Here is a 25049-nt window from a genome sequence, read left to right as displayed (position 1 = left end):
TGGGAAACTCTTGTATACAAAAATCTTGACTCTGAATTCAAAACACCAAACACTGAGCAACACGGTCCGGGCTACCCTGCGCGGGCACAATGGGAGGAAGATATGAAGAAAATGACTTTCACGGCGGCTGCGGCGGCCGGGATCATGCTGCTGAGCGGCGTTGCCAATGCTGCCGAACTGCGTCTGTCGCATCAGTGGTCCAACAACGACGTGCGTCACAAGGTGGCGCAGATTGTGGCTGATGAGGTGGCGGCCGCCGGTGTAGATCTCGACATCAAGATCTTTGGGTCCGAGTCGCTGTTCAAGGCGCGCGAGCAGTATACGCCGCTGAGCCGGGGCCAGCTTGACATGACCGTGCTGCCGCTGAGCTATGCAGGCGGCCAGCAGCCGTCTTATAACCTCACGCTGATGCCGGGTCTGGTCAAGAACCATGACCACGCCGCGCGCATGTCCGACAGCCCCTTTATGGAGGCGATCGAGGCCAAGATGGCCGAAGATGACGTGATGGTTCTGGTGCATGGCTATCTGGCTGGTGGTTTCGCCAGCACCGACAAGTGCATCACCAAGCCTGAGGATGTCGCGGGCATGCAGACCCGTGCCGCAGGAAAGGCATTCGAGCAGATGCTGGCGGGTGCGGGCGCGTCGATTGCGTCGATGGCGTCTTCCGAGATCTACAATGCGATGCAGACCGGCGTTCTGGATGCGGTCAACACCTCGTCCTCGTCCTTCGTGTCTTACCGCATCTATGAGCAGGTGAAATGCTACACGCCCGCAGGCGACGTGGCACTGTGGTTCATGTATCAGCCGCTCTTGATGAACAAATCCACCTTTGAGGGTCTGAGCGCAGAGCAGCAGGCGGCGTTGACTGCGGCGGCGGAGAAGGCCGAAGCCTTCTATCTCGAAGAAGCCAAGAAAGAGGATGCCGCATCGGTCGAGGTGTTCCGCGATGCGGGCGTCGAGATTGCTGCGATGACCGAAGAGGATTTCCAGGCCTGGCGTACGTTGGCGACGGAGACCTCCTATAAAGAGTTCGTTGCAAGCGTGCCGGACGGGCAGGCGCTGCTTGATATGGCGTTCGCCGTCGAGTGATCCGCTTTGGCTGTCGCGCCGGTTTGTGGCGCGGCAGCCGATTTCTCGCCCCCACTCTGACATGAGGTAGACCATGGCTGGCCATGCATCGGGTGCCATTGCGCGCACCGGACAAAATCCTTTTCTGCGCGCGGTTGCGGCGCTCTCTACACTGGCGGGGTGGATCTCGGCCACAATGATCGTCGCCTCCGTGTTCATCACCTGTCAGATGATCTGGGTCCGGTTCGTGATGAACGGCACCACCATCTGGCAGACCGAAGCGGTGATTTATCTGATGATCGCGGCCACACTGCTGGGCCTGTCCTATGTGCAGCGGTTGCGCGGGCATGTGAATGTGGATCTGATCCCGCTTGCGGTGCCACGGCGCGCGCGCAAGGGGTTGGCGGTGGTGACGCTCACGCTCTCGATCGTGATTGTCGCGGTCATGCTGTGGTATGGCTATGAATTCTGGCACGTCGCCTGGGCGCGCGGATGGACCTCGGACACGGTCTGGGCGATTGATCTGTGGATTCCCTATCTCGCGCTGCCCGTCGGGCTTGGCCTGTTTCTGCTGCAGTTGATCGCCGATCTGGTCGCGCTGCTGCTTAATATCGACTCGCCCTTTGGGCTGGAGGACGTCTGATGGATCCGCTCGTACTTGGCCTGATCGTCGCGATTGCGACCATCGTGGTATTGTTTTCCGGTGTGTCGGTGGCGCTGGGGCTGCTGATCGTCTCGGGCGGGTTCCTGATCGTGTTCGACGGGATGCGGTCGCTGGAATTGCTGCCCGAAATTTTCTTTGGCAAGCTCAACAATTTCGCGCTTTTGTCGATCCCGATGTTCATCATCATGGGCGCCTCTATCGCGTCGACGCGGGCGGGCGCCGATTTATACGAGGCGCTGGAGCGGTGGCTGACGCGGGTTCCCGGCGGTCTCGTGATCTCGAATCTTGGAGCTTGTGCGCTCTTTTCGGCGATGTCGGGATCAAGCCCCGCCACCTGTGCCGCCATCGGCAAGATGGGTATCCCGGAGATGCGCAAGCGGGGTTATCCCGATGCGGTGGCCGCCGGGTCAATTGCGGCGGGCGGCACCTTGGGCATTCTCATCCCGCCCTCGGTCACGATGATCGTTTACGGCATCGCGACGGAAACCTCGATTGGGCGGCTGTTTCTGGCCGGGGTCATTCCGGGCCTGATGCTGGTCACGCTCTTCATGATCTGGTCGCTCTATTCGACGTGGCGGTCGGGGGATATGAATCTACTGACCGGACGCAGCTATACTTGGCGTGAGCGGTTCGAGATTCTGCCGCGGGTGTTGCCGTTTCTCTTTATCATCCTTGGCGTGCTCTATGCCATGTATGGCGGCATTGCCACGCCGTCCGAGACGGCGGCGGTGGGGGCGCTTTTGTGTCTCTTGATTGCGATGATCATCTATAGTCTCTGGTCGCCGCGCGCGCTCTGGGTGGTGCTGCGCGACAGCACGCGGGAGAGTGTGATGATCCTCTTCATCATCGCGGCGGCCGGGGTGTTTTCGTATATGCTCTCATCGCTCTTTATCACCCAGTCCATTGCCGAATGGATCGGCACGTTGGAGGTCAACCGCTGGGTGTTGATGGGCGCGGTCAATGTGTTCCTGCTGATTGCGGGGTTCTTTTTGCCGCCGGTGGCTGTGATCCTGATGGCGGCACCCATTCTGTTGCCGATCATCACGACGGCGGGATTCGATCCGATCTGGTTTGCGGTTATTCTGACAATCAACATGGAAATCGGTCTGATTTCGCCGCCTGTGGGTCTGAACCTCTATGTGATCAATTCCATCGCCCCGGATATCAAGCTCAAGACCATCCTCTACGGCTCTTTGCCCTATGTGGGCTGCATGGTGCTGGCGATCGTGCTTTTGTGTCTCTTTCCTGGGCTGGCGACTTGGTTGCCTGATGCGGTGATGGGAGCGGCGCGATGAGCGTGCTCGCGGATTTGCTGGCGACAGTCTTTGAGCGGCGCTATCGCGGCGCTTCGGAGCCGGACCACAAGAACCGGAGCATCGAGGATCTGTGTCGGGATCTCATGGGCAGTTCCAGTGAGGTGTCGGGGATGGCGCTGGCGCGGCTGATCCTCGACCGCTACGCCGGGATGGCGGAGGCCGAAAAACTGGGGTTCTTTCGGTTTCTCACCGAGGGGATGGGCGTTGATCCCGAGAGTGTGCGCACGGCGCTGGACGCGTTCGAGGCTGAGCCGGATCGGGACAGCTATCGTGTTTTCATGGACACGGCAGAGCCGCCACGGCAGGAGCTGGCGCGGCGGCTGAATCAGGTGCCGGGGGCGACGGCGCAACTGGTGGCGATGCGCGCCGACCTCTTGCGTCTGGCGCGGGACAACCCGGCGCTGGCTGTGCTTGATCTCGATCTCAAGCATCTTTTCGCGTCTTGGTTCAATCGCGGGTTTCTGGTGTTGCGTCCGATCAACTGGTCCTCGCCCGCCGATGTGCTGGAAAAGATCATCGCCTATGAGGCGGTGCATGCGATTGACAGTTGGGACGACCTGCGTCTGCGGCTGGCCCCCAAGGATCGGCGTTGTTTCGGGTTCTTTCACCCGGCGATGCCGGACGAGCCGCTGATTTTCGTCGAAGTGGCGCTGAGCCGGGGGATTCCGGGGGCGATCCATGACGTTCTGTCCGAAGAACGTGAGGTGATTGGCGCGCATGAGGCGGATACGGCGGTGTTCTATTCGATTTCCAATTGTCAGGCGGGGCTGGCGGGGATTTCCTTTGGCAATTCGCTGATCAAGCAAGTGGTGGCGGACCTGTCGCAGGAATTGCCGGGGCTCAAGACCTTTGTCACGCTCTCGCCGATTCCGGGGCTGACGCGCTGGCTCACGGAGAGTGGCGCGGCGTTGCCCAAGGAGGCAGAGGCGCTTCGGGCGGTCACGGCGCACTATTTGCTCAAGGCCAAACGGGGCGATGGTGGTCCTTATGATCCGGTGGCGCGGTTCCACTTGGGCAACGGGGCCTCGGTGCATGCCATTCATGCCGGTGCGGACTTGTCGCCCAACGGGCAGAAGCAATCCGGTGGGGTGATGGTGAACTACCTTTACGACCGGGCGCAGATTTCGCAGAACCACGAACGATTTGCCGGGGCGGGCGTGATTGCCGCCTCTGCCGAGGTGACAGCGCTGGCCGCCGCCGCCGCGAAAAAGACAGAGTGAAGGACAAGAGCCATGGCCAATCCCCTCTACGATAATCTGTTCGGTCGTCATGCCGGGCAAACCGCGCCGTTCCTGCATTTGGCGGAAGGTGCGGTGGTCAGCTACGATGCGTTCCTGCGTCTGACGGCGCGTTATGCGCATGCGTTGCGCGGTGCCGGACTGGCCCCCGGCGACCGTCTGGCGGCGCAGGTCGAGAAATCACCGGAGGCGCTCGCGGTTTATGCGGCCTGTGTGCAGGCGGGCATTGTGTTTTTGCCGCTCAACACCGGCTATACCGGCGACGAGTTGGGGTATTTCGTGGGCGATAGCGGGGCCAAGGTTCTGCTGTGCGACGGGGCCAAGGCCGGGGCGCTGCAAGCGGTGGCGGATCGTGCCGGGGCCAGTTTGATGACACTGAATGCCGATGGCACGGGCACTCTGCCGGAGGCGGCCAAGGGGCAGCCCGAGAGGTTCGAGACCGCTGCGCGCGGGGCGGATGATCTGGCGGCGTTTCTCTATACGTCAGGCACCACGGGGCGCTCCAAAGGGGCGATGTTGACGCAGCGCAATCTGCTGTCCAACGCCGAGGTGTTGGTGGAGTATTGGCGGTTCACGCGGGACGATGTTCTGCTGCACGCGCTGCCGATCTTTCACACGCATGGCCTGTTTGTGGCGACCAACATCGTTCTCTTGGCGGGCGGGTCGATGATATTCCTGCCGAAGTTCGAACAGGATCGCGTCATCGAGTTGCTGCCACAGGCAACCTCTATGATGGGGGTGCCGACGTTCTACACCCGTCTTTTGGACGATCCCCGGTTTACCCGCGATTTGGTGGCGCATATGCGGCTCTTTACCTCGGGTTCTGCGCCGCTTCTTGCTGAAACCCATGTGGCGTTTGAAGAGCGTACGGGCCATCGCATCCTTGAGCGCTATGGCATGACCGAGACCAATATGAACACCTCGAACCCTTATGAGGGCGCGCGGCGGGCGGGCACGGTGGGCTTTCCCTTGCCGGGGGTGGAGCTGAAGATCACCGATCCGCAGACAGGGGCCGAGGTGCCGCAAGGCGAGATTGGCATCATCGAGGTGCGGGGGCCGAATGTCTTTGCGGGCTATTGGAACATGCCCGAGAAGACCGCCGAGGAATTGCGCGAGACCGGGTTTTTCATCACCGGCGATCTGGGGCTGATTGACGATCAGGGCTATGTGCAAATCGTCGGACGCAACAAGGACCTGATCATTTCGGGGGGCTATAACATCTACCCCAAGGAGATCGAACTGTTGCTGGATGAACAGCCCGGCGTGCTCGAAAGTGCTGTGGTAGGCGTGCCGCATCCTGATTTCGGCGAGACGGTGGTGGGGTTCCTTGTGCCGCATAAGGGGGCTGCGCTTGATCTTGACGCGATTGCCGGGGCGGCAGCCAAGAGCCTTGCGCGGTTCAAGCATCCCCGCAAGCTGATCGTGCTGGACGAGTTGCCGCGCAACACGATGGGCAAGGTGCAGAAAAACATCCTGCGGGCAGAGTATGCGGGACTGTTTGTCTCGGCGTAAGGGGGCGGAATCGGAGGGATCAAGGCCCGGCTGCCGATGGTGCCGGGCTTTTTCATATTAGTTGTCGGCCTGTGCGACCAAAGTATGATATGATCTATCTATCTGATTTTAAGATGAAAAGTCTATTTTTTACCGTGGCTTTCAGCAGGTCTCAGTGAGTTTGGGAGAAAATCTCTACCTATCCCGTTCGTTTTGCTAGGATACCCGCATGGGGCGATCCTGCCACCGCCATGACCTTGACGGAGACCGCGCATGTTCCGCTCAGCCTTGCTCGTTCTTGCGGGCCTCATGACCCTCGCATCGCCCACCCAAGCGCAAGAGGTCAAGGCCGTCGTGCTGCGGGTGGACTACCCTGCGCTTTTGCCTGTGTCGCGGCTTGATCTGCGGCCTGATGATCTGGGATTTGCCGGCGCGCAACTGGCGACCGAGGATAACCAGACCACGGGGCAGTTCATGGGGCAGACCTATGTCACAGAGGTGGTGGCCGCCGCGCCCGAGACTGCCTTGACCGAGTTCGAGCGGTTGCAAGGCGAAGGGCTGCGGTTCTTTGCGGTGCAGGCGCGGGCCGAAGAGTTGCTGGCGATGTCAGAGGCGGCGGCACCGGATACGCTGATCTTCAACACTTTGGCACCGGATACCGCGCTGCGCAGCGCCGAATGCAGGGGCAATATCCTGCATATTGCGCCCTCGCGGCAGATGCAGAGCGATGCAGTGGCGCAATTCCTGATCTGGAAGAAATGGCCGCGCTGGGCGCTCATTCACGGCTCCCACCCCGAAGATATTGCACTGGCCGAGGCCTACCGCGCCTCTGCCGCCAAGTTTGGCGCGCAGATCGTGGATGAGAAGGAATTCACCGACACAGGCGGCGCGCGGCGCACGGATAGTGGGCATGTGCAGGTGCAACGGCAATTGCCGGTCTTTACCCAAGACTTGAAAGACCATGACGTGATCATCGCCGCCGATGAAACCGATGTTTTCGCGACCTATCTGCCGTTTCACACTTGGCGGCCCTCGCCCATCGTCGGATCGGCGGGGCTGCGGCCCTTGGCCTGGCATCCGGCGCTCGAGGCTTGGGGCGGCACGCAGTTTCAGCATCGGTTCGAGGAATTGACCGGCCGCTATATGCGCCCCGAGGATTATACCGCCTGGCTCGCGCTGCGAGTGTTGGGCGAGGCGGTGACGCGCACCAAGAGCGCCGATCCCGCGGAAATCCGCGCCTATGCCTTGAGTGAGAATTTTGAGCTGGCGGCGTTCAAGGGGCAAAAGCTGACATTTCGGGCGTGGAACGGCCAGATGCGGCAGCCGATCCTGCTGGCCGATGGACGGATCACGCTGAGCGTGTCGCCGCAAGAAGGGTTCCTGCACCAACGCTCGCTCTTGGATACGCTGGGGCTTGATCAGCCCGAGAGCGCCTGCACCGCCTTTGACCAATAGGAGATTACCCGATGACCCGCTTAGCCCTTGCGACCGCCATTGTGGCCTTGATGACCAGCCCGGCGCTGGCCGGAAAGGTGTTTGTCAGCAATGAACGTGGCAATACGATCACCGTTGTGGATAGCGAGACATGGGAGGTGATCACAGAATTCCCCGCCGGAAACCGCCCGCGCGGCATCACCGCGAGCCCGGATGGCAAGCATCTCTATGTCTGTGCGTCGGATGACAATGTGGTCCGGGTGTTCGATACCGCGACCTATCAGGAATTGCACACGCTGCCCTCGGGGCCGGACCCGGAATTGTTCGTGCTGCATCCCTCGGGCAATCCGCTCTTTATCGCCAATGAGGATGACAATCTGGTCACGGTGACGGATGTGAACACGCACACAATTCTCGCCGAAGTGCCCGTGGGCGTAGAGCCGGAGGGCATGGGGATTTCGCCGGATGGCAAATATGTGGTCAACACGTCCGAGACCACCAACATGGCGCATTTCATCGACACCACGAGTTATGAAATCGTGCAGAATACGCTGGTCGATCAGCGCCCGCGCTTTGCGCAGTATACGGCGGATGGCAAATATCTGTTTGTCAGTGCCGAGATTGGCGGCACGGTCAGCGTGATCAACCCCGATGGCGGCGAGATTGTCCACAAGGTGACATTCGAGGTGCCCGGCATCGCGCCGGAACTCTTGCAGCCGGTGGGCGTGCGCGTCACCTCGGATGGCAAGAAGATGTTTGTGGCGCTAGGGCCGTCGAACCGGGTGGCGCTGGTGAATGGCGAGAGTTTTGAGGTTGAGAAATACCTGCTGGTGGGGCAGCGCGTCTGGCAACTGGCCTTCGATGCAGAGGAGAAATACCTCTACACCACCAACGGCAATTCCAACGATATTTCGATCATTGATGTCGAGGCCGAAGAGGTCGTCAAATCGGTGCAGGTGGGGCAACAGCCTTGGGGCGTCGTGGTCGTATCTGATTGATCCAACAGGGAAGAGGGAAAAAACTTATGAAACATATACTGACCGCCGCTGCCTTTGCGATGCTGGCTGCCCCCGCTCATGCCGCACCGCTCTGCGACGATCTGGGCTTTGCCGGTCTCTTGGCGAAATGCAACCGGGGAGATGAGATTGCGGTCACGCTGGCCTCGGGCAAGCCATTGGGCGAGGGGCCGATCACGCTGCAATCGGGGGCCTATTACGAGATGGAGATCACCGCCGATGGCAGCGCCGAACTGGCGCTGACGGGGCCGGAATTCTTTCGCGCGATCTGGATGGATGAGATCGTGATCAACGACATCGAAATCAGGCCAATGGCGATCGACAGTCTGGAATTTGACGATGCGGGCACGGCGGAGTTTTCCTTTATCGCGATCAAGCCGGGTCGGTATAACCTCTTGATCCCCGGTACGACGGGCGACAGCCAGCGGCTCGAGTTCATCATTCAATAAGGTCGCGCCCCGGTCTATGGTAGGCCCCGGAGCAGGTAGGAACGCGGCATGACGGGGCTGAGGATCGAAGGGCTTGGATTTTCCTACGGGGCCAAGCGGGCCTTGGACGATGTAAGCTTTGAGGTGGGGCAGGGCGCGTTCTGTGCCCTGCTTGGCCCTAATGGCGCGGGGAAATCGACGCTTTTCGCGCTGTTGACGAGGCTTTTTACGACGCGTGAGGGGCGGATCAGGGTTGCGGGCCATGATATTGCAACCAATCCCCGGCAGGCGCTGGCGCGGATCGGGGTGGTGTTCCAACAACAGACGCTGGATCTCGACCTGAGCGTGCGGCGCAACCTGCGCTATTTCGCGGCGCTGCATGGGCTTGCGGGCCGCGCGGCGGAGATGCGGATCGAGGCGGCGCTGGAACGGATGGCGATGATTGAGCGCGCGGATGAGTTGGCGCGTGATCTGAACGGTGGGCACCGCAGGCGCACCGAGATTGCCCGCGCGCTGGTGCATCAACCGGCGGTTCTGCTCTTGGATGAGCCGACCGTGGGGCTGGATGCCGAGGCGCGGCGCGCGATTACCGCCCATGTGCATGATCTATGTGCCAGTGACGGGCTAACCGCGCTCTGGGCCACGCATCTGACCGATGAGGTCTGGCCCGAGGATCGGTTGGTGATCCTACACCGGGGTCGCGTGCTGGCCGATGGCACTGCGCGCGAGATTGCCGGGCATGAGGGGCTGACCGAGCGGTTCCTGAGCCTGACAGGGGCGCCCGCATGAGGGCGCTCTTGATTGCGCTGGCGGCGATTGTGACGCGTGAGGCGTTGCGATTTGCGCGGCAACGCTCGCGCTTTGTCTCGGCTCTTGTGCGGCCCTTGGTGTGGCTGGTGGTCTTTGCCGCCGGGTTTCGGGCGGCGCTTGGCCTGTCGATCATCCCGCCCTATCAGACCTATATCACCTATGAGACCTATATCGTGCCGGGGCTTTGCGGCATGATCCTGTTGTTCAACGGCATGCAATCGTCGCTCAGTCTGGTCTATGACCGGGAAATGGGGTCGATGCGGCTCTTGCTGACCAGCCCTTTGCCGCGTTGGTGGCTCTTGTTCGCCAAGATCCTCGCGGGGACAGCCGTGTCGGTGCTGCAATGCTATGCGTTTCTGGGCATTGCGGCGGCGATGGGGATCAAGATGCCGGGGATGGGCTATCTCTATGTGCTGCCCGCGCTGATCCTTGGGGGCGTGATGCTGGGGGCATTGGGCGTGGCGCTCTCGTCCTTCATCAGCCAGATGGAGAATTTCGCGGGCGTGATGAATTTCGTGATCTTTCCCACGTTTTTCATGTCTACCGCGCTCTATCCGCTGTGGCGGATGGCGGAGAGTTCGATGCTCTTGCGCGATATTTGCGCGGTTAACCCGTTCAGTCATGCGGTCGAGTTGATCCGCTTTGCGCTCTATGGGCAATTCAACGGCATGGCGCTGTTGTGGACGGCGCTGGCAAGTCTGGTCTTTCTTGGTCTGGCGCTCTGGGGCTATGATCCGGGGCGTGGGGTGATGCGGCGGCGGGGCTGAGGGTCTCAGACCTTGGTGTGAGTAGGCCGATACGCGGGCCTTTGGTAGGATGATGGAATGACATCTAAGGTGGCGCATATTCCCGGCACTCGTTCCGCGCCTGCGGGGCCGGGACGTTTCAGCACGGCGCTGATTGTGGATGATCATCCGCTGTTTTGCGACGCGCTGTCGATGACGCTCAAGTCCGTCGCGGGAATCGCGCGGATCGACACCGCCGAGAGCCTTGATCAGGCACTGGCGATGGTGGCCGAGAATGGCCCGCCAGATATCATCGTGCTCGACCTCAACCTGCCGGATGTGACCGGGCTTGACGGTTTGGCGCGGCTCAAGTCAGTGGTGGGTGAGACGCCGATCGTGGTCGTGTCCTCGATGTCCGAGAGCCGGATGGTCTGTTCCGTGATCCATGCCGGGGCGGCGGGGTTCGTCCCAAAGCACAGCCAGCGTCCGGTGTTTCGTGCCGCGTTCGAGGCGATAGCGGCGGGGGAGATATTCCTGCCTGAAGGTGTGGTTTTGACCAAGACGCCCGAACATCCGGTCAATGACCGTGACGAGGCGGTGGAGCGGTTGGCTCATCTGACCCGGCAGCAGGCGCGTATCCTGCAACTGATCTGCGAGGGTCGGTTGAACAAGCAGATCGCCTATGAATTGTCGATCGCCGAGACCACGGTCAAGACTCATGTCACCGCCATAATGCGCAAGCTGGGGGTTCAGACCCGCACGCAGGCGGTGCTGATCGCACAGATGGCCAGCTTCTCTAACGTCTTGCGCGAGACGGAGTAAGCGGACTAACCTTTCCATGGGTTCGGAGGAGCCCTACGGGAGGAATGATGGACAGCAGCCTGATTGAGCCGGGCACGCTGTGCGACGGGTCCATTGTCGCACGCGCCGAGGTTCCGCATGACGCAGAGGATGCCATAGGCACGCTGCGCCGCGCCATGGGCGATGTGCGTCTGGCGCTGGTGCTCTTCTTTGTCAGCCCGCAGGCGGATTTCGAGGGCCTGATGGCGGAGGCCGCGCGTGTGTTTGGCGATAGCCGCTGCGTGGGCTGTACGACAGCAGGCGAGATCGGGATGGCGGGCTATGCCGAGGGCAGCATCGTGGCCGTGGGGTTTGCCGCGGATCATTTTCACGCAGTGTTGCAGGTCGTCACGCCGCTGTCGGACCTGGATAGCACCGCCTGTGTGTCACAGACGGTGCGGGCGCGAACGTGGTTGAGCACGCAGGCGGGTGATGCGCTCCCGAACGAATTTGCGTTTCTTGCCGTTGACGGATTGTCGCTCAAGGAGGACGAACTGGTTGCCGCCTTGGCGGCGGGGTTGGGTCCGATGCCGCTCTTTGGTGGATCGGCAGCAGATGGCGAGCGGTTCGCGCAGACGCTGATTTCCTGCGATGGCGTGACGCTGCAGAATGCCGCCGTGGTTTGCCTGATGCGCACAGACTGTCCGGTACGGGTGTTTCGGCTCGACCATTTCCAGCCTACGGATCGCCGCATGGTGGTGACGGATGCGGACCCGGCGCGCCGAATCGTGCATCAGATCAACGCAGAAGTGGCCGCCGAGGAATATGCCCGCATCCTCGGCTGCCGGATTGATGAGCTGACACCCTCTACCTTTGCGGAAAACCCGGTGGTGGTGCGGATCGGCGGTCAGCATCACGTGCGCGCTATTCAGCGGGCTGAGGCCAATGGCGATTTGCAGTTCTTTTCCGCGATTGACGAGGGGCTGGTTCTGACCCTTGCGCAATCGCAGGATATGGTGGCGCATCTGGACCGGGAGTTGGCCGCGCTCGGGCAGGAGACACAGCCGCTAACGGTGCTGGCCTGCGATTGCATCCTGCGTCGGACCGAGGTGCAGCAGCGCCAGATCGGCCCCGAGATTTCGCGCATTTTGGCGGCGCATCGCGTGGTGGGATTTTCCACCTATGGCGAGCAGATCAACGGGTTGCATGTCAATCAGACCATGACCGGGGTGGCGATTTATCCCCCCATCGGGCACTAGACCATGTCCGAAGCACTGATTGACAGGTCTGATCCTCTGGAGCGGCAGAACGGCAAGCTGCTCAAGATCATTGAAGTTCTGATGCGCCGGGTCGAGCAGGTGACGGATGACGGGGGCGTCGCCTATGCGCATTTCGAGCGGGCGGTGATTCTGGAAGATCAGATCAGCGAACGCACCCGCGATCTGGAACATGCGCTGGACCTGCTCAACGAATCGAATGCCCAACTGGCGCAGGCGATCCGGCAGGCCGAGCGGGCGCGCTCGGATCTCGCCAATGCCATCGAGACGATTCAGGAGGGATTCGCGCTTTTTGACAGTGACGGGCGGTTGGTGCTGCATAACAGCCGCTTTGGCATGTATATGCCCGATCTGGTGGTCGAGTTGCGCCCCGGTCTGGAGTTTGCCGATTACGTGCGCCACGCGAGCCAGAGCCGGTTTCTGGAACTGCCCGACATGCAGAGTCGCGGCGATTGGGCGGCGCGGCGGATGCAGTTGCATCAGGAAAAGCATGTGATGTTCAATCTCAACCTGACCGGCGATTGCTGGGTTCAGGTCAGCGAACATCGCACCCGCGACGGGCAGACGGTGATCCTGCAAACCGATATCACCGACATCATCCGGCTGGAGCGGCGCGAGCGTGGCAAGCTCCTAGACGATCAGGCGCAGTTGATCCGGGCGACGTTGGAGCACATTGATCAGGGCGTTTGCATCTTTGACCGCGGAGGGCAGTTGCGTGGCTGGAATCAGAACGCGGGCAGCATGTTGTCGATCCCGCTGTCCCGGTTTCGGGTGGGGATCGAATTCGATGTAATTCTGCGGCGGATCGGCAGCGATTTCGAGATCGAAGGCGGTTTGACGGCGCGTGACATTGCGGCGTGGGTGGCGGCACAGGATCGGCGCGCGCCGCTGCGGTTCTACATGCGCAGCGGCGCGCACAAGACGCTGGATGTCTTTGCCCGACAGATGCCCGACCGGGGCTTTGTGATCAGCTTTTCGGATGTGACGGCGGAACGGGCAGCGGCGCGGGCGCTTGCGCATGCCAATGAGCGGCTGGAACAGCGGGTACGCGACCGCACGCTGGAGCTGGAGGATGCGTTGGCCAAGGCCGAGCGGGCCAATGCCTCGAAATCGCGGTTCGTCGCGGCGGCGAGCCATGATTTGCGCCAGCCGCTGTCAGCGGCGCGGCTCTACCTGGCGTCGCTGCATGAGGAATTGGCCAGTGACGATCACCGCGTGTTGATGGACAAGGCGCAGCGGGCGCTGACCAGTGTCGAGGATATCATAGACGCGCTGCTTGATATTTCTCGACTCGAATCCGGGCATGTCGAGGTGGATGTGACCCATGTTCCGCTGCGCAGAATCATGGACCAACTCAACGACGAGTTCGCTCCGATTGCTGCGCTCAAGGGGTTGGACCTGCGCTATGTGCCGTGTGACGCCCTGGTCGAGAGCGACGCAAGCTATCTGCGCCGCATTCTGCAGAACCTGATCGCCAATGCGATCCGCTATACCCCGTCGGGAAAGGTTCTGGTCGGCGCGCGGCGTCAGGGGCGCAATCTGCGCCTTGAGGTGCGCGATACAGGACCGGGGATTGCGCTGGCGGATCAGGACCGGATTTTCCAGGAGTTTCACAGGCTGGATGCGCATGTGAGCGCTGCCGAGGGGATGGGTCTTGGTCTGGCTATCGTGGACCGGGCCTGTGCGCTTTTGGGACATCCGCTGGAGTTGCGGTCTGATCTGGGCTGTGGCGCCTGTTTCAGTGTGACCGTGCCTTTGGTTTATTCCTTTTGGTCAGGTCAGGACGCGCGCAGTCTCAATCCGCATGGTGGAGCGCGGGCATCGCTGGAAGGGCGCATTGTTCTGCTGATTGAGAACGACCCCGATTTGCGGCAGGCGATGACCTTGCTCTTGCGCAGTTGGGGGGCGGATGTGGTGGACGCGGCCAATCTGCCCGAAGCCTTGGCGGAACTGGCCGATCTTGGGCTGAGCCCGGATGCGATGCTGGTGGATTACGAGTTGGATGGTGGCGTGCGGGGGCCGGATGTCGTGGCGCAGATCATTGCGCGGCACGGTCCGATTCCGGCACGGATCATCACCGGGCATCTGAGCGCCGATGTGCGTGTGCATTGCCAAGCGAGCGGAGTAACCGTGCTGTCCAAGCCGATTGATCCAACGCAGCTCGAGGCGTTTCTGATGGCGTTTGAGCCGTAGAGGGAGTGCAGTCGGACAAAGAAAAGGCCGCCCGGAGGCGGCCTTTTGAGATGCGTCGGAAAGGCGATCAGAGCGTGAGGCTGGGGATGATCTGTTTTTTGCGGCTCATGATGCCGGGCAGGACCACCGCGTCACCTGTGACGGTCGCACCAAAGCTCTTTTCCGCCAGGGTTTTCACCAGATCGTTGGGGACGAGCAAGGTGGCTTCTTCGTTGAGGATGTCGACCACAAACAAGAGCACCTGATCAACGCCGTCCTCGGTGGCGACGGTTTTCATGCTGTCCATCAGGCTTGCCTTGCGGTCGAGCACGATGGCGGGCGACGTGGTTTCCAGAACCGAGACGCGGAATTTGGTGCCTGCGACCTCGTATTCCTTGGAATCCATGCGCAGCAACTCTGCGTCGGAAAAGGCCGAGACATCTGATTTGGCGGCGAACATTTCGGCCGCGTAGTCGGGAATGGAAATCCCGAGATCGGCTGCCAGTTTTTCGGCTACGGCGCGGTCATGTGGGGTGGTTGTCGGCGAGCGGAATTCAAGCGTATCGCTGAGGATGCAGGTCAGTGCCGTGGCCTTGGCCCAATCGGGCATTTTGGCTGCGTCTTCGCCCATCAGGTCGAGCATGATCGTTGCGGTGCAGGCCAGCGGCCGCACGGTGATGTCGATCGGGCCCTTTGTTTCCAGCCCGCCAACCAGCTTGTGATGGTCGATGATCGCCTGAATATCGGCATTGTTCACATTGGCGGGCAGTTCCGCCGGGTTGTTGGTATCGACAATCACGCAGGGCTGACCGGCGTCGACGTCGGAAATGATGCGCGGCTTGGGCAAGTCCCATTTGCGCAAGAGAAAGGCAGCCTCGGTATTGGGTTCTCCCAAGAGCACGGCTTCGGCCGCGGTGCCCTGTACCTCGTTGAGATACCAAGCCCAGAGGATGGGCGAACCGGTGGAGTCGGTGTCGGGGGATTTATGGCCGAAAACGAGGGTGGTCATGCGGGGTTTCCTGTGGTTGAGACGGGTTTGCGCGCCTTATAGGGGGCCGCGCAGACTTTGTCACCCGGTCGATGCTGCGCTGCGGCATAAAATCCCAAGGATGCTGGTGGCCAAAGGCATGATTTTATCAATCAAAGCTGTTGACTCCCTCGGGCGCACTCCCTAGCTATGCGACGTTAGCACTCGAACCCCATGAGTGCTAATGATCTCTGTAGAGGGATCATTAGGGAGTAACTTTGAGCCAAGGAGCCTCAGAGATGGCATTTAAACCGCTGCATGACCGCGTGCTTGTCCGCCGCGTTGAAAGCGAAGCTAAAACCGCGGGCGGGTTGATCATTCCCGACAGCGCCAAAGAAAAACCGAGCCAAGGCGAAGTTGTTTCCTGCGGCGATGGCGCCCGCAAGGACAATGGCGAGCTTATCGCAATGGCCGTCAAGGCCGGCGACACCATTTTGTTCGGCAAATGGTCGGGCACAGAAGTGACGGTTGATGGCGAAGAGCTGTTGATCATGAAGGAAAGCGACATTCTGGGCGTGATCGCGTAAGGGTATTCCCCCTCACGCTGATCTGACCGGAACTCAAACACGGGAGCACCTTATAATGGCTGCAAAAGACGTACGCTTTAATACAGACGCCCGCAATCGCATGCTCAAGGGCGTGAACATCTTGGCCGACGCGGTCAAGGTGACACTGGGTCCGAAGGGCCGCAATGTGGTTATTGATAAATCCTTTGGCGCCCCGCGCATCACCAAGGACGGTGTAACGGTTGCCAAGGAAATCGAGCTGGAAGACAAGTTCGAAAACATGGGCGCGCAGATGGTCAAAGAAGTGGCCAGCCGCACCAATGACGAGGCCGGCGACGGCACCACCACCGCCACTGTTCTGGCTCAGGCCATCGTCAGAGAAGGCATGAAATCGGTTGCCGCCGGCATGAACCCGATGGATCTCAAGCGCGGTATTGATCTCGCCACCAGCAAGGTTGTTGCGGCCATCAAAGCTGCATCGCGCCCCGTGAACGACAGCGCCGAAGTGGCGCAGGTCGGCACGATCTCTGCCAATGGTGAGGCCGAAATCGGTCGTCAGATCGCAGAAGCGATGCAGAAGGTCGGCAACGAGGGTGTCATCACCGTCGAAGAGAACAAAGGCCTCGAGACCGAGACCGATGTGGTCGAGGGCATGCAGTTCGACCGTGGCTATCTCAGCCCCTATTTCGTGACCAACGCTGACAAGATGATCGCGGATCTGGATGATTGTCTCATCCTGCTGCACGAGAAGAAACTGTCGAGCCTTCAGCCGATGGTTCCGCTGCTCGAGCAGGTGATCCAGTCGCAAAAACCGCTCTTGATCATTGCCGAGGACGTCGAAGGCGAAGCCCTCGCAACCCTCGTCGTGAACAAGCTGCGTGGCGGTCTCAAGATTGCTGCTGTCAAGGCCCCAGGCTTTGGCGATCGTCGCAAGGCGATGCTGCAGGATATCGCCATTCTGACCGGCGGTCAGGTGATCAGCGAAGATCTGGGCATGAAGCTCGAGAATGTCGGCATGGACATGCTTGGCTCTGCCAAGAAAATCTCGATCACCAAGGATGCGACCACCATCGTTGACGGTGCAGGCGAGAAGGCCGAGATCGAAGCACGGGTCAGCCAGATCCGTCAGCAGATCGAGGATACTACGTCTGATTACGACCGCGAAAAGCTGCAAGAGCGCGTGGCCAAACTGGCCGGTGGTGTTGCCGTGATCCGCGTCGGCGGCATGACCGAGATCGAAGTGAAAGAGCGCAAGGACCGAGTCGATGACGCGCTCAATGCAACCCGCGCAGCCGTGCAAGAGGGTATCGTTGTCGGCGGTGGCGTCGCTCTCGTGCAGGCTGCCAAGAAGCTTGAAGGTCTGACTGGTGCAAATAGCGACCAGAACGCCGGTATCATGATCATTCGCAAAGCGCTCGAAGCGCCGCTGCGTCAGATCGCTGAAAACGCTGGTGTTGACGGTGCCGTTGTTGCGGGCAGAATCCGCGAGAGCGACGACCTGAAGTTTGGTTACAACGCGCAGACCGATGAATATGGCGACATGTTCAAATTCGGCGTTATCGATCCGGCCAAGGTTGTCCGCACCGCTCTGGAAGACGCAGCCTCGATCGCTGGTCTGTTGATCACCACCGAAGCGATGGTGGCCGACAAGCCGCAAAAAGAGAACGCCGGTGGCGGCGGTATGCCCGACATGGGCGGCATGGGCGGCATGATGTAAGCCAAGCTTGGCAATATGCTAACGGATCGGGGCTGCCTTCGGGTGGCCCCTTTTCTTTGGACGGTGGCACGCTGGTGAGGTATCGACTTTGAGTATTTGAAGAACAGTGAAAGCAATGCGCCTCACGATACTCTGACTATACGCGGCGCGCCCCAGCAGGTAGCAAGGGGGCATGCGCCTCTTTCTCTTGACCACCCTCACCATGATCGCCTTTGCCGCCAATTCGGTCCTGAACCGGATGGCCATCGCCGGTGGGACGATAGATGCGGTCAGTTTCGGGGTGATCCGGCTGATCTCTGGGGCGGTGGTGCTGGGGCTATTGTGCCTCATGCTGCGCGGCGGGCTGCGGCTCTTGGGACCGGGGCGCGCCATAGGGGTGCTGGCGCTCTTGGTCTATCTCTACGGGTTCTCCTTGGCCTACCGGGCGCTTGATGCCGGTCTGGGCGCGCTGATCCTGTTTGGCGTGGTGCAGATCACCATGTTCGCAGGCGGTCTGCTGGCGCGCGAGGCGATGCCGGTCCGTCGCTGGATCGGGGCCGGGATGGCCTTTGGCGGGCTTGCGTGGCTGCTCTGGCCCGGTGCGGGACCGCAGGTGAGCGTCCTCCATGGTCTCTTGATGGCGGCTGCGGGCGTGGGTTGGGGTGTCTATTCGTTGAATGGGCGACGGTCGGGCGACGCGTTGATGGCCACAGCGGCGAATTTCCTCTGGGCTGCCCCCGTGGGCCTATTGGTTGGCTGGTTGGTGCCCAAAGGCGCGGAGGGGATCGTGATCGGGGCACAGGGCGTTGTGCTCGCGGTGCTGTCGGGGGCGGTGACATCCGGGCTGGGCTATGCGCTCTGGTATAGTCTTTTGCCCCGGCTGGCCGCCTCGGTCGCGGCGGTGGCGCAGCTGACCGTGCCGGTCATTGCCATGGCAGGCGGCATGGTCTTTCTGGGTGAGGCGTTGAGCGCGGAATTCGTGCTGGCAAGCGCGCTGGTGCTGGGCGGCGTGGCGGTGTCGGTGATCCCAAGGCGCGCTCAGGGGCCGACGATTTCCTCGAGCGGATCGTAACCCATCCCGCGTTGAAAGGCGACGCGCGCTAAGCTGTCGGGCTTGACCCGCAAGTCCCCAATGTCAGTCTCCGTCACCCAACGCCTGCGGCTGACGATCTGTTCGGGATCGCGCCAGTCGTCCGAGAGCTTGCCTGCAACCACCGTGCAGCGAAAGAACACCTCGACCTGATGAAAGCCGGTGCTGGGCGCATGAAACTCGTTGATCAGGCAGGGGGTGCCCACGCGGATTTTGAGGCCGGTTTCTTCGTGAACCTCGCGCATCAGGTTGTCGGGCAGCGAGGTGCCCACCTCGACACCGCCACCCGGCGCACACCAGAGCGTGCTGGCGGCATCGGCATAGGCATTGACCAGCAAGAGCCGACCTTGATCCACGATCACGGCGCGGGCGGCAAGACGGGGCGAGGGCATGGGCGGACCTGACATATGGGGCGTTGCCGTCTGAGGGTATGCGGCACGAGGCCGGCTGAAAAGGGGTTGTGTTCGCACCCGGCCTTGGTCCAGCTTGCACGCAACACAGGGAAAGGATCCGGCATGGCAAAGAACACGCGCAACGGGGGGCAATTGCTGGTGGAGTGTCTGCTGGCATTGGGCGCGCGGCATTCGTTCGGCGTGCCGGGCGAGAGCTATCTTGCGGTGCTCGATGCGCTGCATGACACCGCCGGGCGGCTCGATTTCACGCTCTGCCGACAGGAGGGCGGAGCCGCCTTCATGGCCGCTGCCTATGGCAAGTTGACGGGCCGTCCCGGCATCTGTTGGGTCACGCGCGGGCCGGGGGCGACCAATGCCTCAATCGGGGTGCATACCGCGATGCAGGACAGCGCGCCGATGATCCTCTTTGTCGGTCAGGTGGGCACCGACATGAAGGGTCGCGAGGCGTTTCAGGAGCTGGATTACCGCGCCGTGTTTGGCACGATGGTGAAATGGGCGGTCGAGATTGATCAGGTGGATCGCATCCCCGAAATTGTGGCGCGGGCGTGGAAAACCGCCGTGACGGGCCGCCCCGGCCCGGTGGTGGTGGCGCTGCCTGAGGACATGCTGACCGATGTGACCGAGGTCGCGGCACTCTCCGGGCCGGGGAACTATCCAGAACCGGAGCCGGGCGCAGAGGCCGTGGCCCGCGCGCGCGCGATGCTGGCCGGGGCCAAGCGGCCTCTGATCCTCTACGGCGGGTGCAATTGGACAGAGGCGGGGCGCGCGGCCTTGCAAGAGTTTGCATGCGGGTCTGACATCCCGGTCGTCTCGGTCTTTCGCTATCAGGATCAGTTCGACAATCACGCCCCGGTCTTTTGTGGCGAGGCGGGTGTGGGCATGGTGCCCAATGTGCGCCGCCTCTTGGCTGAGGCGGATGTGATTCTGGCGATCAACAATCGGTTTGGTGAAAACTCCACGGATGGTTACACGGTCTTTGACCTGCCAGAACCCAAGCAGCGCCTCATCCATGTGCATGGCTCGGATCTGGAACTGGGCAAGGTCTATCAACCGGAACTGGGCATTCAGGCGGGGCCGAATGGCTTTGTGCGTGCGCTGCGCGCGGGCGGGCCGGTGACGGGTGATTGGGCCGCTTGGCGGGCAGAGGCGCGCGCAGGCTATGAGGCGGGGTTTGATTTGCCGGACCTGCCTTCGCCGGTCGATATGGGCAAGGTGACAGCCTATCTGCGCGAGGTGCTGCCCGAGGATGCGATCATTACCAACGGCGCTGGAAATTTCGCGATCTGGTCGGGGCGGTTCCTGAAATACGGACCCGCGATGCGCCTCTTGGCACCGCAATCGGGGGCCATGGGCTATGGCATCCCGGCGGCGATTGCCGCCAAAGTCATGTATCCTGAGCGGCGCGTGGTCTGTTTCGCGGGCGATGGTGATTTCCAGATGACCTGTCAGGAATTGGCCACAGCCGCGCAGGCGGGCGCACAGCCGGTGATTTTGATCCTCAACAATGGCATCTATGGCACCATCCGCGCCCATCAGGAGCGCAACTATCCCGAGCGCGTCTCGGGCACCGACATGGTCAACCCGGATTTTTCCGCCCTTGCGCGCGCCTATGGCTTTCACGGCGAACGGGTAGAGCGAACCGAGGATTTCGCAGACGCCTTTGCGCGCGCCTGCGCCTCGCCCACCGGTGCTGTGCTTGATCTCGTGATCTCGCCCGACGCGCTGACCCCGCGCGTGACGCTGAGCCAGATGCGCGCGGCGGGGTTGCGCAAACGGGACGGCGCGTAACCCCTGTTCAGCGCGCGCATTTGCGCCTATGGGGGCGGCATGAGCAGAGTGACCATCCTTGCGGGCCTATTCTTGGCCGTCTGGACCACGGCGGCGCGGGCCGATTGCGTGGTGCTCTTGCATGGGCTGGCGCGCTCTGATGCGTCCTTTGTGATCCTGCAAGAGGTGCTTGAGGCGCGCGGCTATGATGTTTTCAGCCCAGATTACCCGTCGACTGAAGAAGAAATCGAGCGGCTTGCGCGTGAGACTCTGCCCTTTGCCGTGCGGGTCTGTGGCGCGACGCGGGTGCATTTCGTCACGCATTCCATGGGCGGCATCCTGTTGCGGCTCTGGCTGAAGGACAACCGCCCCGACCAGATGGGCCGGGTCGTGATGCTGGCCCCGCCCAATCACGGCAGCGAATTGGTGGATGAACTGGGCGGGCTCGAGCTTTTCCGCTGGCTCAACGGGCCTGCGGGGCTGCAACTGGAAACCGGGCCGGGTGGCGTGCCGGAAAACCTGCCGCCCGTGGATTTCGAGCTGGGGGTGATCGCCGGCACCCGCTCGCTCAACCCCTATTTTTCCAGCCTGATCGACGGGCCGGACGATGGCAAGGTCTCGGTTGTCTCGACAAGGGTCGAAGGCATGGCGGATCACATCACCCTGCCGGTGACGCATACATTCCTGATGAACAACCCCCTCGTGATCGCGCAGATCGAGGAATTTTTGGAGCATGGGCAATTCGACCATGGCCTGAGTTTGGGCGATGTTCTGTTTGGGCGGCGTGGAGGATGAGCGTGCTGACTGTGACATTGCGCGGGGCGCAGGTGCTGCGGCCTGACGGGCTCGAGGATGGCGACTTGTCCCTCAGCGACGGGCTTGTCACCGATGCGCCTGAGGGCCGAGAGATTGATCTAAGCGGATACATGGTTCTGCCAGGCCTCGTCGATGTGCATGGTGACGGGTTCGAGCGGCATCTGGCCCCCCGGCGCGGTGCGATGAAGGATCTTGCTCAAGGCATGATCGCGACTGAGGCGGAATTGGCCGCCAATGGCATCACCACCGCCGTTCTGGCGCAGTTCTATAGCTGGGAAGGTGGGATGCGCGGTGCGGAGTTTGCGGACCGTGTGTTCGACGCGCTCGGAGATGTGCGGGGCAGGGTTGACACGGATCTGCTTGCGCAACTGCGGTTCGAGATGTCCTTGCTTGAGGAGTATGACGCTGTGCTCGAGATGGTGGCGCGGCATGGCATCGGCTATGTTGTGTTCAACGATCACTTGCCGCATGCGGCATTGGCGGCGGGCAAGCGACCTCAGGGTTTGACCGGGCAGGCGCTTCGGATCGGGCGCAATCCCGAAAAGCATCTGGAGTTCATTCAGGGATTGCATGACAGAATAACCGAGGTCGGGCCTGCGTTGGACCGGTTGAGTGTTGCGTTGCGCGCGCAGAGTGTGCGGTTGGGGAGCCATGACGACGGGACCGCCGAGGCGCGGCGCGTGGCGCGCGGGCGCGGCATGACGATTGCCGAATTCCCCGAGACACTGGAAGCCGCCGAAGAGGCGCGCGCGGGTGGCGATAGCGTTATCATGGGCGCCCCAAATCTGGTGCGTGGTGGGTCACACAAGGGCAATGTCAGCGCGGTCGATCTGGTGGCCATGGGCCTCGTGGATGCGCTGGCGTCGGATTATCACTATCCCTCGCTCAAGCGCGCGGCGTTTTTTCTCGCGGATGGTGGGGTGTGTGATCTGGCGACGGCATGGCGGCTTGTCTCTCGCGGTCCGGCAGAGGTGCTTGGGCTGGAGGATCGCGGTGTATTGCAGGCGGGATTGCGGGCTGATCTGGTGGTCATCGAGCCCGCGACACGGCGCGTGATGGCCACGCTTGCAGGCGGGCGCGTGAGCTATATGGCGGGCGAGGTGGCACGGCGCTTTGTCGGGTAAGGGTCCAGGGGTGTTATGGCCGTGGTCAACGCGCGCGCTGGATCGTTTCTACGGGGCCGTTGCCCAGGCGCTCTTACCTGCCCACTGCGTAACGCAGCGTTTCGGGGTGACAAGATCGTAGGCCCAAGCCATGGTGCGAGGCAGCCAAGGGAGGTCAGCCATGTCCGAATATCCGCATCTTCTGAGCCCGCTCGATCTGGGGCATGTGACGCTTAAGAACCGCGTACTGATGGGGTCGATGCACACGGGGCTGGAGGAAACCCGCGACTGGAACCGGGTGGCGGAGTTTTATGCAGCGCGCGCGCGGGGCGGTGTCGGTCTGATGGTCACGGGCGGCATGGCCCCCAATCGCGAGGGGGGCGTGTTTCCCGGTGCGGCGGGGCTCTTTACGCCCGAGGATATCGCCAATCACCGCATTGTCACGGACCGAGTGCATGACGCAGGTGGTCTCATCGCGATGCAGATCCTGCATGCCGGGCGCTATGCCTATGGCAAGGAATGTGTGAGCGCCTCGGCCATCAAGTCACCGATTTCGCCCTTTACGCCACGCGAGTTGGACGAAGAAGGGATCGAGAAACAGATCGCCGATATCGTCACCGCTGCCGCGCGTGCGCGCGAAGCAGGCTATGACGGGGTCGAGATCATGGGGTCCGAGGGATATTTCCTCAACCAGTTTCTTGTGACCCATACCAACAAGCGCGAGGATCGCTGGGGCGGCTCCTATGAAAATCGCATGCGCCTGCCGATCGAGGTGGTGCGGCGGGCGCGGGCGGCGGTGGGGTCTGACTTCATCATCATCTACCGGCTCAGCATGATTGATCTGGTGCCGGGTGGCAGCACGCATGACGAGGTGGTGCAACTGGCGCAAGAGATCGAGGGTGCGGGTGCTTCGATCCTCAACACCGGCATCGGTTGGCATGAGGCACGGATTCCCACGATTGCGACGAGCGTGCCGCGTGCGGGTTTTGCCTGGGTCACGAAAAAGCTCATGGGCAAGGTGGGGATTCCCATCATCACCTCGAACCGGATCAACACGCCCGAAGTGGGCGAGGCGGTGCTTGCAAGCGGGGCCGCCGATATGGTCAGCATGGCGCGGCCGTTTCTGGCGGATGCGGAATTCGTCAACAAGGCGGCGGCGGGGCGCAGCGCCACGATTGCGCCTTGCATCGCGTGCAATCAGGCGTGCCTCGATCACACATTCTCGGGCAAGCTGACATCCTGTCTGGTCAATCCGCGCGCCTGCCATGAGACGGAATTGGTGATTGCGCCTGCGGCGGTGCCCAAGCGGATTGCGGTGGTCGGTGCCGGGCCTGCGGGCCTATCTGCGGCGATTACGGCGGCGGGGCGGGGGCATCAGGTGACGCTCTTTGATCGTGCGGCTGAACTGGGCGGGCAATTGAATATGGCCAAGGTCATCCCCGGCAAGGAAGAGTTTCGCGGGTTGGTGGACTGGTTCGGCACCATGGTTGCCGAATCGGGCGTTGATCTGCGGCTGGGGCAGGAGGTGCGCCCCGAGCATCTGGACGGGTTCGACGCGGTGATCATTGCCACCGGCGTTGTCCCGCGCGATCCGGGTATTCCGGGGCAGGACGGGCCAAACGTGGTCAATTACATCGACGTGTTGCGGGGGGGCGCAGAGGTGGGCCGCCGTGTGGCGGTCGTGGGCGCGGGCGGCATCGGGTTCGATGTGTCCGAATTCCTTGTCCATGAGGGGGTCAGCCCGACCGAAGATATCGCGCTCTGGCGTGCCGAATGGGGTGTGGGCGATCCGGCAGAGGTGCGTGGAGGGCTGGCAGAGCAGGGACCGCAGCCAGAGCCGCCCGCGCGCAAGGTGACGCTCTTGCAGCGCAAGGCAGAAGCCCCCGGCAAGCGTTTGGGCAAAACAACGGGGTGGATTCACCGTGCCGCGCTCAAGATGAAGGGCGTCGAGATGATCGGCGGCGTCAATTACGAGCGCATTGACGCGGCGGGGCTGCATGTGAGTTTTGGCGAGGCGCGCGAACGCCCGACGCTGATCGAGGCGGATACAATCGTGCTCTGCTCCGGGCAGTTGAGCGAGCGCAGTCTGGCAGACGCGCTCGCGGCGCGGGGAATCACGGCGCATGTGATCGGCGGCGCGGATCTGGCCGCCGAACTTGATGCGAAACGCGCGATTGATCAGGGCACGCGGCTGGCTGCCGGGCTCTGACGT

22 protein-coding genes are annotated in these 25049 nt (G+C 61.8%); 20 read left to right on the top strand and 2 right to left on the bottom strand.

The window, feature by feature from the left end:
- Positions 1–102 precede the first annotated feature (102 nt).
- The 13 genes from dctP (at position 103) to ACSSVY_RS17250 (ending at position 14440) form a co-directional block, all read left to right on the top strand.
- Positions 103–1089: a TRAP transporter substrate-binding protein DctP gene (gene dctP / locus ACSSVY_RS17310; protein WP_045684505.1), complete on the top strand. Its 987-nt coding sequence runs from the start codon at positions 103–105 to the stop codon at positions 1087–1089.
- Between the two features lie 73 nt (positions 1090–1162).
- Positions 1163–1711 (top strand): TRAP transporter small permease, encoded by a 549-nt coding sequence (locus tag ACSSVY_RS17305; RefSeq protein WP_045684503.1) that lies wholly within the window; start codon positions 1163–1165, stop codon positions 1709–1711.
- The gene (locus ACSSVY_RS17300) at positions 1711–3027 is read left to right on the top strand and encodes a TRAP transporter large permease (protein WP_454270841.1); all 1317 of its coding nucleotides are present in this window, start codon (positions 1711–1713) and stop codon (positions 3025–3027) included. The genes ACSSVY_RS17305 and ACSSVY_RS17300 overlap by 1 nt, the downstream gene beginning before the upstream one ends.
- The gene (locus tag ACSSVY_RS17295; protein ID WP_454270839.1) at positions 3024–4268 is read left to right on the top strand and encodes a malonyl-CoA decarboxylase; all 1245 of its coding nucleotides are present in this window, start codon (positions 3024–3026) and stop codon (positions 4266–4268) included. The genes ACSSVY_RS17300 and ACSSVY_RS17295 overlap by 4 nt, the downstream gene beginning before the upstream one ends.
- Positions 4269–4280: 12 nt before the next feature.
- Positions 4281–5798, top strand: a complete 1518-nt coding sequence (locus ACSSVY_RS17290) for a malonate--CoA ligase (protein ID WP_454270837.1) — start codon at positions 4281–4283, stop codon at positions 5796–5798.
- 252 nt (positions 5799–6050) lie between these two features.
- Positions 6051–7232 (top strand): ABC transporter substrate-binding protein, encoded by a 1182-nt coding sequence (locus tag ACSSVY_RS17285; RefSeq protein ID WP_454270836.1) that lies wholly within the window; start codon positions 6051–6053, stop codon positions 7230–7232.
- An 11-nt stretch (positions 7233–7243) separates the two neighbouring features.
- On the top strand, positions 7244–8209 hold the full coding sequence (locus ACSSVY_RS17280) for a YVTN family beta-propeller repeat protein (RefSeq protein WP_454270834.1): 966 nt from the start codon (positions 7244–7246) through the stop codon (positions 8207–8209).
- 26 nt (positions 8210–8235) lie between these two features.
- Entirely contained in the window at positions 8236–8676 is a 441-nt protein-coding gene (locus tag ACSSVY_RS17275) for a cupredoxin domain-containing protein (RefSeq protein WP_296663245.1), read from the top strand.
- Positions 8677–8724: 48 nt separating this feature from the next.
- Positions 8725–9444 carry an ABC transporter ATP-binding protein gene (locus tag ACSSVY_RS17270; RefSeq protein ID WP_454270832.1) on the top strand — a complete coding sequence of 240 codons (720 nt, stop codon included), beginning with the start codon at positions 8725–8727 and terminating at the stop codon, positions 9442–9444.
- A complete protein-coding gene (locus ACSSVY_RS17265) occupies positions 9441–10232 on the top strand; it encodes an ABC transporter permease (protein WP_454270831.1) in 792 nt (263 codons plus the stop codon). The genes ACSSVY_RS17270 and ACSSVY_RS17265 overlap by 4 nt, the downstream gene beginning before the upstream one ends.
- Before the next feature lie 57 nt (positions 10233–10289).
- Positions 10290–11012: a response regulator gene (locus ACSSVY_RS17260; protein ID WP_454270830.1), complete on the top strand. Its 723-nt coding sequence runs from the start codon at positions 10290–10292 to the stop codon at positions 11010–11012.
- Positions 11013–11056: 44 nt separating this feature from the next.
- On the top strand, positions 11057–12229 hold the full coding sequence (locus ACSSVY_RS17255) for an FIST N-terminal domain-containing protein (RefSeq protein WP_454270828.1): 1173 nt from the start codon (positions 11057–11059) through the stop codon (positions 12227–12229).
- Between the two features lie 3 nt (positions 12230–12232).
- Entirely contained in the window at positions 12233–14440 is a 2208-nt protein-coding gene (locus ACSSVY_RS17250; RefSeq protein WP_454270826.1) for a PAS-domain containing protein, read from the top strand.
- Positions 14441–14507: 67 nt separating this feature from the next.
- Here ACSSVY_RS17250 and ACSSVY_RS17245 read toward each other — a convergent pair whose 3' ends face one another.
- Positions 14508–15428 (bottom strand): manganese-dependent inorganic pyrophosphatase, encoded by a 921-nt coding sequence (locus ACSSVY_RS17245; RefSeq protein ID WP_454270824.1) that lies wholly within the window; start codon positions 15426–15428, stop codon positions 14508–14510.
- Positions 15429–15685: 257 nt separating this feature from the next.
- Here ACSSVY_RS17245 and ACSSVY_RS17240 point away from each other — a divergent pair, with 257 nt between their 5' ends.
- From ACSSVY_RS17240 to ACSSVY_RS17230, 3 genes are all read left to right on the top strand, one after another.
- Positions 15686–15973, top strand: a complete 288-nt coding sequence (locus ACSSVY_RS17240) for a co-chaperone GroES (protein ID WP_009817336.1) — start codon at positions 15686–15688, stop codon at positions 15971–15973.
- Between the two features lie 55 nt (positions 15974–16028).
- Entirely contained in the window at positions 16029–17669 is a 1641-nt protein-coding gene (gene groL / locus ACSSVY_RS17235; protein WP_454270823.1) for a chaperonin GroEL, read from the top strand.
- Positions 17670–17841: 172 nt separating this feature from the next.
- On the top strand, positions 17842–18720 hold the full coding sequence (locus ACSSVY_RS17230; RefSeq protein WP_454270821.1) for a DMT family transporter: 879 nt from the start codon (positions 17842–17844) through the stop codon (positions 18718–18720).
- On the opposite strand, the gene ACSSVY_RS17225 is transcribed toward ACSSVY_RS17230, so the two are convergent.
- Positions 18687–19130, bottom strand: coding sequence for an NUDIX domain-containing protein (locus tag ACSSVY_RS17225; protein WP_454270819.1), 444 nt, complete (start codon positions 19128–19130; stop codon positions 18687–18689). The genes ACSSVY_RS17230 and ACSSVY_RS17225 overlap by 34 nt on opposite strands.
- Before the next feature lie 123 nt (positions 19131–19253).
- On the opposite strand from ACSSVY_RS17225, the gene ACSSVY_RS17220 reads away from it, so the two are divergent.
- From ACSSVY_RS17220 to ACSSVY_RS17205, 4 genes are all read left to right on the top strand, one after another.
- A complete protein-coding gene (locus ACSSVY_RS17220) occupies positions 19254–20939 on the top strand; it encodes a thiamine pyrophosphate-dependent enzyme (RefSeq protein WP_454270817.1) in 1686 nt (561 codons plus the stop codon).
- A gap of 39 nt (positions 20940–20978) precedes the next feature.
- On the top strand, positions 20979–21713 hold the full coding sequence (locus ACSSVY_RS17215; RefSeq protein ID WP_454270815.1) for an esterase/lipase family protein: 735 nt from the start codon (positions 20979–20981) through the stop codon (positions 21711–21713).
- Positions 21710–22858: an alpha-D-ribose 1-methylphosphonate 5-triphosphate diphosphatase gene (locus ACSSVY_RS17210; RefSeq protein WP_454270813.1), complete on the top strand. Its 1149-nt coding sequence runs from the start codon at positions 21710–21712 to the stop codon at positions 22856–22858. The genes ACSSVY_RS17215 and ACSSVY_RS17210 overlap by 4 nt, the downstream gene beginning before the upstream one ends.
- A 160-nt stretch (positions 22859–23018) precedes the next feature.
- Entirely contained in the window at positions 23019–25046 is a 2028-nt protein-coding gene (locus ACSSVY_RS17205; RefSeq protein WP_454270811.1) for an oxidoreductase, read from the top strand.
- Positions 25047–25049 lie beyond the last annotated feature (3 nt).

The sequence above is a fragment of the Roseovarius sp. MBR-51 genome, assembly GCF_053628575.1.
This window is presented reverse-complemented; position numbering and strand designations above follow the sequence as displayed.